We start from the raw sequence: 15,122 nt of genomic DNA, 5'->3' as shown, positions 1-15,122 counted from the left end.
ATGTTTATTTGTGCGGAAATTTATTTGCTGTTAAGTCTATGGATAAAAGGTTTTTACTTTGCTAATCCTTCCAGCATAGCTTTTAATTGGTCTTTATTATAAACCTTTGAATTTTGGATGACTGAATTAATTTTTTGGGTATTTCTAATGTCTTCTAGCGGATTGGCCTCCAATAACACTACATCGGCCTGCTTTCCTATTTCAATTGAACCGGACAATTGATCTTTTTTCAGGTATTGTGCTCCATGATATGCCGAAGTCTTCAGTGCTTCCAACGGGGTCATGCCAGTTTGGACCATAGCTTCCAATTCCTTGTGCAAGGAGATCCCTGGATAGGTATAGGAATTAAAGGCACCGCTGTCCGAACCAGCCAATAGTTTTACACCGGCATCGTTTAACGACTTTGTCAAAGTGCCAAAAAAATGGTCCAGCTCCTTTCTATCCTTTCTTGCTTTTTCAGAGCTATTTAAGGCTCCGTTGATCCTGCCTTGATATGTTTTTATAATACCCTTCCCCATATATTTTAAATACGGGTCATTTTTGTGATCTACTTCATCCAAATAGCTCAGTGTTGCTCCGATATGAAGGGTGGGTACCACAAAAACATTTTTATTTTTTAATAAGGCAAAGGTGGCTTGTGCGGTGCTAGTTTTATATCCTTCCTTTAGTAGGGGCATGGCTTGCCAAAATCCTATTTCCTGATTTATCAGCATTTGAGTGACCTCGGCCTCCACTGCCGAACAGCCCTTCATGATGTAATAGAGATGCTCAATCGCATCTATGCCTGCATCTACTGTTTCCTTAAGGGTTACGGTAAATGGCATATGTCCAGAGGTAATTAGCCCTCTTTTATCTGTTTCTTTTAGGGTTTTGAGATAGGCATCACCAGAAATACGACTATCGTATAGTTTTACGAAATCGGTCTGTAAGGTTTCCAAGGAATCCAGTGCTTTAGAAATATCTTCATCTGTTACCACTTCTAAAGAGCCTGCCCATGTACCATCTGGACCGTCTATTTTTGGTCCAGAAGTGTAAATGGTGGGACCGTCCAAGGTGCCGGCAGCGATTTCCTTTTTCCATTGCATCACACTGGATGTTAGATCACCCCCAGCATCGCGCACAGTGGTAATACCATTGGCAAGAAATAATGGCAATAGATCTTTATTTTCATGAATAAGGCTGTCGCCACCCCTAAAGTGGGTATGGTTATCCCAAAAACCTGGCAATATGTAAGTACCCAAAGCATCCAGTGTTTTGTCCGCTTTATATGGCTCTGAACTTCCCGAGGTTTCAATTTTCACAAATTTCCCCCCTCTGATAAAGAGATCCTGAAGTGCTATTTTTCCTGTTGCCAGATCAATAGTTTGCCCATTTAGTATGACAAGGTCATAGGTTTCCATCTGCTTATTTTTGCAACTGGTAAGAAGGACATATACTAGGATCGGGAGAATATATTTTTGAAGTTTCATGCTTCTAAAAATAATTCAAATTAATTGAAGGCCATTCAATTTTATCACTTTTTAGGCAATAGTATTGATTGAATACCTCTAATAAAGAATATATAGACCTGTAATAGATCGAAAGTGTACTATTGATTGATAAATCGGCGTATGCCAATAAATAAAAGGATGAATAAGGAATAACCAATAAAGAAGGGAATGATATATGGTATAAGACCAAAGGCCAACATCACACTGATAATCAATAATTGAAAACCTAAACCAAAAGTGGAGACTGCGGTCATAAGCCATTTAGGGAGGTGATCGCCTTTTGGGGCAGTCCTGTCCATTCGATAGATGATCTTATCAAAAATCCCATAACAAAATTTATAGATGGCAAAAAGGACATTGACATTGTGCTGCTTCTCACCCTTTAGTGCTTTGGGAACCTTATCCTCAAAAATACGGCTTGTGGTATCCCCATTGTTTTGGTTTCTCAATATCACATAGTAATAATTGTATAGTGTTCCCTGTAACTGTAATCCGGCAAAAGCCAAAAAAGTGTAAAATAATCCTCCTTCGGTTATGTGCCAGATAGTCAATAATATAAAGAAGTTGAGGATGATATCGGAAACAGAATCCAAATAACGGCCCGTATAGGAGGGTTTGTTTTTAATACGTGCAAGTTCTCCATCCGCAGCATCCAAAATAGATTTAAGGATGAGAAAAAATCCAGTGGCCATAAAATACTGGTGATACATGCATAGAATAGCAAGTATCCCGGAAATAATAAAACCTATGGTAACGTGTATGGGGGTAATGGATGTATTTTGCAGGGCTTTGGCAATAATGATCGCTGCAGGTCTACCGTAATCGGACAGATCCAAAAATTGATATTCTTTGGGTAGTTTAGACATTACGTATCAAGATCCAAGGCGATATATTGAAACTAAAAACGAAAACACGCTGGTTTAGTTGACACCTTGGAAAGGGTCTGTCGTAAAGATACGACCAAAATTACTTTTTAAAATCCAAATCTCACCAAAACTAATGCTCCGGCGAGCAATAAATCTTAAGGATTATGTTAGTTAAAAAGGTGGCTATCAGTAAGGTGGAAATTAGATTGATTCATATTTACTGTTCATCACGATTTAAATCAGTACTATGATTATAGGGGATGTAATTCTCCCATTCCCAAGGGCTGTATATATCCATTAGGGATACTTCCAATAGTTCTTTAAAAATACTCTCTCCATTATCGGAATTGCTCATGATCATTATTCCCTTTTCTGCTTCAGGAAACAGGATGGTATAATGTTGAAATCCGTCTCCGTGCCCTTCTTTAAAAGCAGCTTTTCCATATGGGGTCTGAAAAATTCCCCATCCCAATCCATAACTCAATTCAATCTTATCATTAGCAGTTGATACTACCTCAGAACCTGGAGGGAATTGTGTTAAGCTTCGAATCCTAAATTGGGGTTTGAACAATTCGTTATAGGAGGATTCACTTAAGATTTTCCCTTGCAATACGGCTGCCATAAAAAGGCCGTAATCATTAGGCGTAGTTTCTAAGGTACTGGCCGATCTTGGCTCATTATCCGTGTCCTTTGGGTACAGTTTCCCTTTTGTGTTGTGTCCCAAAGCAAAATCCTTCGCATAGTCGTCCTGCCATTTATAGCTACTGTTGTTCATGTGCAGGGGTTCAAAAATTAGTTCATGTGCCCATTGCTCCAAATTTTTACCGGTGAGTTTTTCTATCACAACTTGTAAATAGACCATGCCTTCCCCGGAATACATATATTTTGTCCCGGGTTCAAATTTCACTTTTAACAACTTATCAGCTTCATACCATCTCCAATTGGGAAATCCAGAGGTGTGGTTCAGACACATTCTTGCGGTGATCTTGGGGTACAAAGGGTCATCCTTTAATTCAGAAAAGTTATCATGCCATCTTGTTAAAGGTTGATATTCGTATATTTTTTTTGGTAAATAGGATTCCAATGGGGTATCTAGATCCAGAACACCATTCTCCACTAATTTCATAACCAATACTCCAAAAACGGCTTTACTTAAAGAAGCACCATACATATTCGTATTCCCTGTCAATTTCTGTTTTTCAGGATAATTTTTGTAGCCAAAGGTATTTTTATAACTAATTTTTTTGTCCTCAAACACGGTTACCGCAATGCCATGGACGTTAGCGTCATTTACTAATTGTTCTATTTTGGAGGTCAAGGAATCTTGGGTTATCTGGGAGCCATCCAATCGCTCAATTGCAGTGGATTGGGCCAGAACGGGGTTAGAAAGCATTAAAATTCCAAAGAGAAAGAATAAGGCATTGGAATTTTTTCGTTCTTTTTGCCTTTTTATAAAGGGAAATGCCATTGGGTAATAACATGTCTGAGAATTAATAGCTTTGAAAATATTGAACAGGGAAATCCCAATTCCCAAAGGAAGCACAGCCATAAAGAAGATAAATCCATATCCTTCTATGGTTAGAAGGGTAATAAATGAGATGACATATAATATGGTAATACTTATTTGAAAATTCACAACCTTTATACCGTGGTAATTGTACAAGTCGTTGTCTTCTCGCTTGTGAATCCACAAGAACAACGGAAACAAAATATTGCCAAGGGGCAACAAAAGGCCTAATAGTGGTGTTCCATGTAATAATAGGAGCCATTTTTTCTGGATGTTCTCTTCCTTGGGATTGTCGAGTATTAACAAATCATCGATCTCTATTTCCAAAGCATCTGCCAAGAGTTTAACAGTTTGCAGGTGTGGACTTACATCGCCTTTTTCAATACGTTGAATGGTACGAATGGTGACTTGGGTTTTTTCTGATAATTCTTCTTGTGAATAGCCTTTCAATTTACGTTGGTAGATCAAGTTTGATCCAATGGACTTAGTTTCCATAATTTAGATTTTATGTTTGATACAAAACTATGACCAACATATGGTCTTTGTTACGACATTTAGGTGTCACCTATATGTCATTTATCCTATTTATAGGACTTAAGAAGCTTTTTCTTTTAGAAAATCATCTTTCTAAATAGGATTGCCTCTAACCATAAAAATTTAAAAATGATGGATTTTTAGCGTTTTACATCCTTTAAATATAGGAAAGTTAAACAGGAAAAATAAAACCTCCTTAGACCAGTCTGGTTCAAGAGGAGGTTTTTTTTAAAAGAAACTACTTATAATTAATAATTCCTAGGTACTGTTTATTGATTATAGATCAAGGATTGGGCTCTAATACGTGCAAGCTTTTTTTCGGTAGTTGAAAGGGTCTTTTTGGTTATTTCGAGAGTTTCCCGATCGTTTTCTATTTTGTCATTCAGATCCTCGATTTCTTTTTTTAGTTTTTCTATTTTTTCACTGTCATCTACTATTTCTTCATTTAGGTCGGCCACATCTTCTGTGAGGTTCTCGAAATTTTTAGTAGTGTCCTCCAGCATTTCTTTGTAATAAACAGGAAGATATGTTTTTAGGAAATTTTCAACAATGCTCTGTAAGGCGTTATACTCCATTTGCGTTTTGTCCTGGCTTATAAACGTATTTTTCCCCAAAGAGGCAAATACCTTCATTTCAGATCCAAGATCGTTTTCTTCGATATTGGTGTAAAAGTTGATTTTGTTTGGGGAAATCTTTTGGATGACAACCTCCTCCGCAGATAGCAAGTCTTTGTTCTGCAAAAAACCAATTCCCTTCAATTTAACATCATAGGTATCATTTAGGTAATCCCTCCAGGCTTCCTTAAGTTCGTCCGGTTTGGGATCAAGACTTACCAAAATGACAGGCCTTAAATTTTTATCGTAGGTTATTGTTCCGTTTTCCGGTACAATGGTCTGGGCATTAATGCTACCAATCCCTATGAGGGCTAGCATAAAATAGCTCATTAATACTATTTTCAATTTTATTGTTTTCATCGATACTTGGAATAAGTGGTTAGTGGTGAAATTTTGGTACGTTACTATAAAATTACTCAATAAATAGTTCAACGATATATTAGTTCGCAATAATGGTCCTACACTTACTATCCTAGGATCATAATACTGCGTTCCTTCATGTCTTTTAAATCATTCTTCTCCTGAAAGGATTTTTCTGCTACCCTAAGGATCATTTCAGCATGTTCTTTTAAGGCAATTTTTTGCTCTGGGGTTTTTGCCATTTTATTTATGGTGATCATAGCATCCATAAGGCGAATAACTACAGAAGGACTGCCGCCCGCGAATTGTCGGATTTGATTAAAAGCCACATTTAACATACCTCTAAAGGTAAGATTACTGGCAACAACCCTTAATTCCATGTCCTCGTCATAACGATATTTTGAAGGAAACTTTACTTTGGTCAGATAACACATGGTAGATGTTAGGTTATCTATACAAGTAATGGCCGTATATGGGTCATTAATGCCTGGGGATAGGGCCCTACCCGCAATTTCCACCATCTGATGTATAGAAAATTCAGGATCTTGTTGGGGTGTCCGTGATTTACCTAAGATAAAAATATCCTTAAAATCCAGCAAATCGTCATCATCCAGTTTTTCTTGGGAATAGACCTCCCCGATTTCCATATGCTCTACCACATAATCTCCTGGGCGATAGTTTAGAATGACCAATAGTTTCTTTTCTTGGGCCAAATTAAATATACCCTCATTATCGGCATATAAAATATACCCGCTCTTAGGGGAGGTAATAATTGTTTTATTGCGGAATGTCTTTTTTAGTAATTCAATGTTACTAATTTCATTTTCGGCTGGCTCTTGTCCTATTTCCTCTGGAAATAATTGCTTGAGGTTTTTGGACAAGGCCTCTGAAATATCTGATATTACTTTATTTGCCTGAATACTTATGGCTATATGGTGAATAAAAATGATGAGCAAAATGATATTGGCTATAGCGGCTAAAATGGCCACTAAAACAGAGATTGAGGGGATAAAAGAAAATTGGTCCGTTCCCTTTACAGCATTTAAAACGAGCAAACAATAAACATAGGTAGCAATATAGGTGCCCAAAACAATTTGATTGATTCGTTCATGCATAAAATTACGCAAGAGTCGTGAGCCAAATTGTGAGGAGGCCAAGGTAAGCGCCACCAGTGTAATAGAAAATACCGTACCGGCAACACCTATCATAGCGCCCGAAATAATGGAAAGTACGCTACGGGCAGAATCTACACTTCCGGGGAAAATGAACCTGACAATACCCGAGGGTTGGTAATTAAAAATATTGTCGAGATAAAGCAAACCAATAGCCGCCCCAATAGAAATTGCAATTATGAGAATGGGGATAAACCAAAAACTGGACTGCAATTCATCCCATAAAAAGTAGAGTCGTTTCATAAAACCTTGGTGATGTTATTTAGGTACAGGAACCTTTTTCCCGATCCTATCACCGAATATAAGGTAAAATGAACTGAAGCATTGACCCAATCGAACATTCTTAGGCAATTTTTGCTCGTTAATTACACTTGTTATATTGTCTGAGTTTTGTTCGACCTCCATACAAGTTATATTTAATAATGAATTCCAACAGCCTTATGGACATTTTGTTTATCGGTGAGTTGATGTAACATAAAGTGGGCAACATCTGCCCTAGAGATCATTTTGGTAAGGATATAACTGCCCACATTAGGACCGTGCCTATATTTTGCCCGCATTTTTCCATTGGTCAATTGTGCTGGTCTTACGATAGTCCAATCCAATGTACTGTCCATGATCAATTTTTCTTGCTTGGATTTATCCAAAAAATAAAAGAAGAGGATTACGGGAATTACAAAGAGGGTATAGTAGAGCCCAAGTTTAAACCTGCTATCATTGATGCCCAAGGAGGTTATACAGACCAGACGCTTTACATTCTGTTCTGCCATGGTGTTGATAAGATTTGCCGTGCCTTTGGATAGGATGGAAGAGGGGATGAAAAAGCGCTTATGGCCCAGGGCAGATAAAACCGCCTCTTGTCCTTTCACCGCAGCTGCAACGTCTTTGCTTTGAAGTATATTTCCTTGCAATATCTTCAGGTTGGGATGTTCCAATTTTAATTTGGCAGGGTTACGTACTAAGACTGTTACCAAATGTCCCTTTTGCAATGCCTGGTCAATGATGTGCCGGCCAGTTTTTCCTGTTCCCCCAATTATTAAGATTTTCATATGGAATTGATTTATCAGACCGTTAAGTTGATCAATTAATATTATATGGCACTATAAAGCTGACCGAACTGTGGAATAGTACTTACGAATTGCGTTAATATATTTAGTATTTGGAACAACTTTATTGAAGGTTTTACGGTTTTTTTGATTTTTTAAAAAATATATAGTAGGGTTTTTAGTGGAACAGTTGTTTCCTATTCAGATGATAAATTAATACTCAATTTGCATTGTTTTTTTTGAGATTATTGAAAGTTGTATTATCATCAAATTAATACTCGGGTTTAAAATTTTTCCTTAAAAAGGCAATAGATTATAAACTCCATGAGCAATCAGCGATATCGATTTCGTAGTCAATAATTTACAAAATTGTGCAGTTCATCGAAAAATACGTTAAGTCTATCGATATAGTGGATTGAAAAAATAACTTGCGGCCGATTGAAAATCCTAGTTGATTTTCCACGCATCAACAAATAACAATTATGAGGAGTATGATTAATTATTTTAAAAGTGAAAATTTTAAAGAAAAATCAAAAATTTCAAAACCCTCAAACTTCCTTTCTCGTAAGTATAGCGAACATTCAATAAATCCTATACTACTTTAATTTAAATAGAATATCGTTATGAAATGTATCCAAGAATACATTTCATCGAAAAAATTAACAACTATAACGTTGTAGTTGATTAAAAAAATATATTTGCCAAACTCAAAAAATTAACAAATAATTATTAGGACACCTACAAAACAAGTACGAAAAAACCACAAATTTTATTAACCAATTAATTCACTTACACATGATTAAACCATTACCAAAAAAAATAATCCTAGGGGCAGCATTCTGCTTTCAGGGATTATTTATGTTGAATGCCCAAACATCCGCACAGGATATTTCGGCCAATCTGTCCCAGGATTCCAGAGTGACCCAGTTCACTATGGAGCCAAACCGCGGGACACCTTCTTTAATTAAATTAAAAAGTGCAGGAGAGACACTTTCTCTAAATGACACCCCTGCTTTTCTTCGTTCCGTGCTGGGCATGGGCCAGGAAACCACATTTACAATTACGGCAACTACATCTTCCAATGGTATTCAAGTAGACAAGTTCCAACAGTTTACCAATGGTATTAAAGTAGAGCATGGTGTATTCAAGGCAATGTCCAAAAAAGGTATTGTTTTTGGATTTACCGCCGAGTATTACAGCTTACCAGCTTCTATAACTTCCACACCTTCTCTATCCGAAAGTGCAGCCCTTCAAAAGGCATTGGATCACGTAGGAGCTACCACCTATGCTTGGGATTATATCCAGAGCTTAGGAAATTCCCCAGAGATTACTGCAGCATATAATGAAGTGTACCCAAAAGGAGAGTTGGTATTCGTTGATAATTATTTAACGGATGTTGTTGATCTTGCGTTGGCATACAAATTTAATATCTACGCGGCTGAGCCATTGTCACGTGCAGATATTTATGTGGATGCAGCTTCTGGTCAGGTTTTGTTATTGGATGCAATTATTAAGCATGCCGATGGCAGCCATACCAAAGAAGATATCAAAAAGGAAATTAAACCAGCGGCCAAAACAGTTTATGGACCAATGCCTTATGCTGCCGCAAGTGGAGATACCCGCTATGCTGGGACAAGGATTTTTGATACTTCAATGGATTCCAATGGAAATTGGGTTCTTAAAGGTACTACCCCTTCTGGTGTTGAAAACGAAACAAGATCATATGAAGGCCTTGGTGGACTACCTATTAGCGCACCAATTTCTCAATTCGCAGTAGCGATTGCCGATGGCGATGGAGACTTATTAAATCCGGAAACTGCAGATAACAACTGGACGTCCGCTGAGCATAGAAAAGATGATTTTTCCATGCCTTATGGCCCTGTCGTTCCATCGGATGGTATTCCTACCGTAGGGCATAACGAGGCCCATAACGATGATGTTGCCCTTGACGCCCACTGGGGAACAGAGGTAGTATTGGATTATTGGAAAAATGTACACAACAGATCAAGTTATGATGATAAAGGTACCAAGGTGGTAAATTATGTACACTACGGTGATGCCTATGACAATGCCTTTTGGAACGGTACTGCCATGACTTATGGTGATGGAAGTTACCAAGGGGGTCAAAAGCCAAACGGATCTTTTGCTCCATTGACCTCCATGGACGTTTGTGCCCATGAAATTGGACATGGAGTATGTGAGTTTACTGCTGATTTGGTATACCAGAGAGAGTCTGGAGCCATGAACGAAGGCTTTTCTGATATTTGGGGAGCAGCTGTAGAGGCGTATGTGCTAGCACAAATTGATGGTACCCTAAACTATGACCCATGGGGTATTGGCGAACAGATCGATGAGCGTGATGGAGGTTTACAGCCAGGAGAGGCCGGATCTAGGGCTCTTAGATGGATGGACAACCCTAAATCTGCAGGTGACCCGGATTCATATGGTGGTCAAAACTGGATAAACCCTGAATGTGGGACGCCAACCTTGGCCAATGACCAGTGTGGAGTTCATACCAATAGCGGTGTGTTGAACAAATGGTATTACTTATTGGTAACTGGAAGTGGGAAATCTTTTTCACCTGGTTTCAACAAACCTTCTGCAGATGATCAAATTACTGATGCAGGAAACCAATATAGTGTACAGGGAATTGGTTTCGATGCCGCTTCCAAAATCGCTTATATGGGGGAGACAATGCTTTCACCTAATGCCAAATTTATTGAAATGCGTGCCGCTTCCATTTTGGCTGCCCAAATTTTGTATGGACCTGGATCCAATGAAGAAGTACAGACCACAAATGCGTGGCATGGTGTGGACATAGGGGATGCTTATAACACTGGAGATCCTAATACCATTGCCTTTAACGAAAGCAATGTTCAGATTTTTTCCGAGAGCAATGCCATTAATGGTTGTGATGATGCCAATATTTTCCAAGTGTTTTTCACAGGTGTAGATGTTGATCCTTCTGCAACCATTAACTTGAGCACTGCAGGTAGTACTGCTACCTTAGGACAGGATTTTAGCCTTTCTACAAATTCTTTGACTTTCTCTGGTTCAGAAATTAAGTCCTTGAATATTACTGTGTATGATGATGCCATTGTGGAAAATGTAGAAACAATAGTATTGTCTTTCAATTTCAACGGTGTATTCCATAAGCAAGAGTATTCTATCTCTGATAATGATTTTGCTCCAAGGACTGGAAACGACACTTTTGATTTAATGGCTACCGAAACTTTTTCTGTGGATGGTGTTCCAGCTGGATGGTCTATTATTTCCTTATCTGACGGTAACAATGTTTGGAAAGTGAATGGAGATGCAAGTGCTGCAGGTAGAGCTTATATCAGTGATGGTATTACAGATCTTCCAATCTATGATACCAATTCTACATCCAATACAATATTTAGGTCTCCAATGATCAATGCTGGAGCTGCAAATGATGTTACAGTTTCCTTTGATTGGGAAGCCGGTGGTGAATTGGAAGAACCATTAGGACCTGCCATCTTTGATTACGGAGAATTTATGTACTCTTTGGATGGAGCAAATTATGTTTCAGTAGAACAATATTCCGGATCAGGCCCACTTGGAGCTGTTACCGAAAATGGAACTTACACAGGTGTAATCAATGCCTTGGATGGTAAACCTTTCTTCCTAGCTTGGAGATGGTATAATGACACCAACGCAGGAACTACATTTAGTTTTGCGATTGATAACGTGAAGGTTACTGCTACCCCAGCGGGTATTGAGACTCAAAAAGGTGAGTCTGCAACTACACAGGTGTACAAGGGTAATACCATTTTCTTAATGAGTGCTTCAGATAATGCGTTGATCGCAAAAATCGAAAATGCTTCTGAAGATTTAGGGTGTGTTACGATGTCCGTAATCGATGAGGGAACAAGTTTTAGAATCTTCTCCAACATCAACACGGCAAGACCTTCAAAGGCGTTCAGCATAACTGCTGCCAATGAAAATGCAACCTATGATGTTACCATGTATTTCACTGATGATGAACTGAATGCTTTTGATGATTCCATTAATTTTGTTCCAATGATGGTTTCCTCTTACAACATGGATGATGCCACTGAGGACCCAAACAACATACAGTACAACGGCACACTTACCGATGTGAATGTGGCTGATGGGTTCCGTGCCTACACTGCAACTTTTAAAGGTTCAGGTAGCATGAGCATAGTACAGGAATTTAATTATACTCCTGTTGAGCCTACAGATCCTACAGATCCAACAGAACCGACTGATCCTAAAGATCCAAAAGATCCGGAAGATTGTAGCTGTGGTCCAGATGACGTTAAGCATGGTGGTAAACACTCTTGTGACCACAAGAACAGTAATCACTATGTAAAAGGTAGCAAAGGGAACCTAGGATTCTTTACTGTATTCCCGAACCCAGCTGTAACTACTATTAATATTGATACAGATGCCAATATCATGGCAGTAACAGTTATTGATTTAATGGGTGTTGTGGTGAAGTCTATGGACAGTGTTATACCAACAAATACCGTACAAATGGATGTTGCCGGATTGAACAGTGGATTGTTCGTGATGAAGGTGATTACTGATAACGGTGAAATATTTGAACTTAAATTCTTAAAGCAATAAATTTAATTTTAGTTAATGTTGAAAGGGGGTGGGACTTGTTCCACCCCCTTTTTTTATGCCTAAAATTTAAGGTTTCAACCTAGTCTATTTATGAGGTGCACTGAGCAATAGGACCATTTTAATTTCAAAAAGTGGTTCGCTTGAAAAGGGGTGCGCTTGGTAAGATACCCCTCAACATAAAATGATCCAGACATTTGGAATTGGAGCGCCATGGCCTTTTTATGGTTGACTTAAGATTGAGAAAAAATAAAAGGATCTGTAAATTAAAATGAGACTAGTCCGATAGTATTCAACAGATATTATAGTGCCATACGAAAACCAAAAACATCCAATTCGCCTTGCTTGAAATCTAGATCTAGGGAACGAACAAATCCCATGTTCTCATACATTTTCCAAGCAGTCTGCATAGCCTTTGTCGAATGAATGATCAATTGATGTTGCTTTTCTGTCCTCGCTAACTGAATACATGTTTCTGTAAGGCGTTTGCCAATTCCAAGGCCTCTTAATGCAGGGTCTACCCCTAATAATCGAAAGCCAGAGGCATTGGTTTCCTTGGTCGCTGTACCTCCCGACCCGTAATAGGACATGTCCCCAAAATAGACTACAGCGCCACCTATGCTACCTTCCGGCGTTATGGCCACCATTAATTTTGTATTCGGATAATCTGTAAATTTCCCAATTTGTTGCAGTCGTTCGTAATACGCCGGCTGTTCTTCAGGAGATGGAAATCCCTTAAGTTGTGAATAGACCAAGACCAATAAGTCTCCAATCTCATTAAATTCTGATGGCTTGGCCTCTCTAATTATAAAATTTTGATTCATTTGTTACGCTTAATATCTTAAGATTGGCTATGTTTTAAAAAAATAGCATATCCTTGCTGAAAGGCAAAAGTAATGTAAGAAAATAACCTGGTAGGTGATGGAAATTGGAAAGAGTTAAGGATAAGTGCCCAAATCCTTTCCTATCATATTTTTAAATTTTGGATTGAAGATCCTTTAACATTTTTCTCGCTTGAAGTCTAATTTCAAAATGATCCATGACGATTCTGGATAAATGAAGTAATATGGAGGCTTCCTTGCCATTTAAGGTTCTCGGATTTTGATCAATGATACAAATAGTTCCCAAATTATAACCGTCTGAGGTGGTTAGGGGAGCTGCGGCATAAAATTGAAGTCCCATTACCCCAGCAACCAAAGGGTTCGCCATAGTTCGTGGATCAACCCTCGCGTTTTCAACAACATAAACTTCGTTGGATATGATAGCAGAACTACATAGTCCGGGGTCTCTGGTGATTTCTTCAACATCTAGACCATAAGCGGATTTGAACCAGATCCTTTCGGTATCCACCAAACTGATAATCGCAATAGGAACATCAAAAATCTTTGATGCCAAAGAAGTGATCTCATCATAGCTGCCATCCATTGGTGTATCAAGGATTTCATACCTTTTAAGCGCCAGAATTCTTCTTTTTTCAAGTTCTTTTTCCATAATTAAATATAAACAAAATTACAATCAAAATTAGCGGGTCCAGCAATTATTTACGAAAGAATAATCTGACAAAAGTTAAACAACAATTTGTAAATTAGGTGTTTAAATAAAGCTCAAAAGTTCGATTTATTCCTACTTTCGACACATCATTTATATAGAATTGCAAAAAAGCAGCTATTTTGTTTAATGTTTAGTTCGTAGTAGATTGACTACAATGGAATGCTAAGAGTAAACGTAGTTTTTTTCTGAGTGGATTTTGCACTAAGTTGTCCCCCATGTGCATTTGCAATTTCCGAGGATATGTACAATCCCAATCCTAAACTTCTTTTGTTCCGATTGGCATTTTCGGAGAAAAAGGGCTTAAAGAGATTGCCCATTGCTGTTTCTGAAATCTTATCCCCCGCATTGCTTACTGAAAGAACAAATTCTTTTTCCGACGTATAAATATCCAACTCAATTGGTTGGTCCTCAGCACCATGTTTTATGGCGTTCCCCAGAAGATTGGAAAGTAGTTGTGCAACCCTATTGACATCACAGCTCACAGGCCTGCTTAAACGGATGGATTCTTTTATTTCATGATGGGAATCTAATGTTTTCATTTCTTGAACCACCTGTTCCAGAACCGTTTGTAACATGATATTGTCAGTCGTAAGCTCTAATTGAATTCCATCTCCCAAATGCCCCATGGCAAAATCCAATAGATTGTCAATGAGCCCTTGCATACGATACGTAGTGGCTTTTATTATTTCAGCTTGCCGTAAAGCGGTTTCATCTGTGGAAATTTTCAATAAAATATCGGCACACATACGAGTTGTACTTACTGGATTTCTTAGATCATGGCCTAGAATGGCAATAAATGTTTCCCTAAGTTCGGCAATCTTTCGTTCCTCCATCAGATTGGCGGAAACCCGATCCAATTCTTCAACCGCATCTAAATGAAAAGATATTAGTTCGGAATATAACTTGAACATCCCCCTAATTTCCGGGGTATCAACAATTAGTGGCTTTGTATCTATAGCGCATAGGGTCCCAAAAAAACTGCCATCCCTTCTGTAGATAGGAACAGAAATATAACTCTGGAAACCATATTGCAAGGGGATAGGATGGGTTTTGTAATGTTCATCTGTAGCTACCTCATTAATGATAACTGGTTGTTTATGCTGCCGTACCTGATTGCAAAAGGTGGTTTCAATTGCCAACTCATCACCGGGTTTGAGGCCAAAATTAATCTCATCCTGAACCCTACAGGTCACCCAATTTGTTTCTGTGACCCTTGCAATGGCTGCAAAACCCATACCGGTGCTCTTGCAGATAACCTCCAATAAATTAGGGACAACAGTTATTTTATTAATGGAATCTACGTCTTTACGAAGATTTGTGTTCAAATTGGAAAGCATGGTTTGTGGTATGGTCTATTTGATAAATATAAGA

The 15,122-nt window shown here is 38.3% G+C and carries 10 protein-coding genes; 1 reads left to right on the top strand and 9 read right to left on the bottom strand.

Annotated elements, in window-relative coordinates:
* Window positions 1–53: 53 nt before the first annotated feature.
* From ABXZ32_RS00495 to ABXZ32_RS00470, 6 genes are all read right to left on the bottom strand, one after another.
* Window positions 54–1,400: an amidohydrolase family protein gene (locus tag ABXZ32_RS00495; RefSeq protein WP_354616734.1), complete on the bottom strand. Its 1,347-nt coding sequence runs from the start codon at window positions 1,398–1,400 to the stop codon at window positions 54–56.
* A 188-nt stretch (window positions 1,401–1,588) separates the two neighbouring features.
* Window positions 1,589–2,356 carry a CDP-alcohol phosphatidyltransferase family protein gene (locus ABXZ32_RS00490; protein ID WP_354616733.1) on the bottom strand — a complete coding sequence of 256 codons (768 nt, stop codon included), beginning with the start codon at window positions 2,354–2,356 and terminating at the stop codon, window positions 1,589–1,591.
* Window positions 2,357–2,573: 217 nt separating this feature from the next.
* Window positions 2,574–4,358 (bottom strand): serine hydrolase, encoded by a 1,785-nt coding sequence (locus ABXZ32_RS00485; protein WP_354616732.1) that lies wholly within the window; start codon window positions 4,356–4,358, stop codon window positions 2,574–2,576.
* Window positions 4,359–4,666: 308 nt separating this feature from the next.
* Complete coding sequence (locus tag ABXZ32_RS00480; RefSeq protein WP_354616731.1) at window positions 4,667–5,356, bottom strand: coiled-coil domain-containing protein; 690 nt, start codon at window positions 5,354–5,356, stop codon at window positions 4,667–4,669.
* 122 nt (window positions 5,357–5,478) lie between these two features.
* Complete coding sequence (locus tag ABXZ32_RS00475; RefSeq protein ID WP_354616730.1) at window positions 5,479–6,786, bottom strand: DUF2254 domain-containing protein; 1,308 nt, start codon at window positions 6,784–6,786, stop codon at window positions 5,479–5,481.
* A 173-nt stretch (window positions 6,787–6,959) separates the two neighbouring features.
* The gene (locus tag ABXZ32_RS00470; protein WP_354616729.1) at window positions 6,960–7,592 is read right to left on the bottom strand and encodes an NAD(P)-dependent oxidoreductase; all 633 of its coding nucleotides are present in this window, start codon (window positions 7,590–7,592) and stop codon (window positions 6,960–6,962) included.
* A 792-nt stretch (window positions 7,593–8,384) separates the two neighbouring features.
* On the opposite strand from ABXZ32_RS00470, the gene ABXZ32_RS00465 reads away from it, so the two are divergent.
* Window positions 8,385–12,203, top strand: a complete 3,819-nt coding sequence (locus ABXZ32_RS00465; RefSeq protein ID WP_354616728.1) for a M4 family metallopeptidase — start codon at window positions 8,385–8,387, stop codon at window positions 12,201–12,203.
* 299 nt (window positions 12,204–12,502) lie between these two features.
* On the opposite strand, the gene ABXZ32_RS00460 is transcribed toward ABXZ32_RS00465, so the two are convergent.
* The 3 genes from ABXZ32_RS00460 to ABXZ32_RS00450 form a co-directional block, all read right to left on the bottom strand.
* Entirely contained in the window at window positions 12,503–13,024 is a 522-nt protein-coding gene (locus tag ABXZ32_RS00460) for a GNAT family N-acetyltransferase (protein ID WP_354616727.1), read from the bottom strand.
* Between the two features lie 151 nt (window positions 13,025–13,175).
* Entirely contained in the window at window positions 13,176–13,691 is a 516-nt protein-coding gene (locus ABXZ32_RS00455) for a GAF domain-containing protein (protein ID WP_354616726.1), read from the bottom strand.
* A 209-nt stretch (window positions 13,692–13,900) separates the two neighbouring features.
* Window positions 13,901–15,088: a GAF domain-containing sensor histidine kinase gene (locus tag ABXZ32_RS00450; protein ID WP_354616725.1), complete on the bottom strand. Its 1,188-nt coding sequence runs from the start codon at window positions 15,086–15,088 to the stop codon at window positions 13,901–13,903.
* Between the last annotated feature and the right edge of the window lie 34 nt (window positions 15,089–15,122).

The sequence above is a fragment of the Sediminicola luteus genome (assembly GCF_040566555.1).
In the GTDB taxonomy this organism is placed as follows: Bacteria; Bacteroidota; Bacteroidia; order Flavobacteriales; family Flavobacteriaceae; genus Sediminicola.
The sequence above is the reverse complement of the archived record's forward strand: the minus strand, read 5'-3'. Positions and strand labels throughout refer to the sequence as shown.

Coding starts and splice junctions, on each gene's coding strand:
- ABXZ32_RS00455 (WP_354616726.1), bottom strand. CDS start 13,691: ATGGAAAAAGAACTTGAAAAAAGAAGAATTCTGGCGCTTAAAAGGTAT.
- ABXZ32_RS00490 (WP_354616733.1), bottom strand. CDS start 2,356: ATGTCTAAACTACCCAAAGAATATCAATTTTTGGATCTGTCCGATTAC.
- ABXZ32_RS00470 (WP_354616729.1), bottom strand. CDS start 7,592: ATGAAAATCTTAATAATTGGGGGAACAGGAAAAACTGGCCGGCACATC.
- ABXZ32_RS00495 (WP_354616734.1), bottom strand. CDS start 1,400: ATGGAAACCTATGACCTTGTCATACTAAATGGGCAAACTATTGATCTG.
- ABXZ32_RS00475 (WP_354616730.1), bottom strand. CDS start 6,786: ATGAAACGACTCTACTTTTTATGGGATGAATTGCAGTCCAGTTTTTGG.
- ABXZ32_RS00465 (WP_354616728.1), top strand. CDS start 8,385: ATGATTAAACCATTACCAAAAAAAATAATCCTAGGGGCAGCATTCTGC.
- ABXZ32_RS00460 (WP_354616727.1), bottom strand. CDS start 13,024: ATGAATCAAAATTTTATAATTAGAGAGGCCAAGCCATCAGAATTTAAT.
- ABXZ32_RS00450 (WP_354616725.1), bottom strand. CDS start 15,088: ATGCTTTCCAATTTGAACACAAATCTTCGTAAAGACGTAGATTCCATT.
- ABXZ32_RS00485 (WP_354616732.1), bottom strand. CDS start 4,358: ATGGAAACTAAGTCCATTGGATCAAACTTGATCTACCAACGTAAATTG.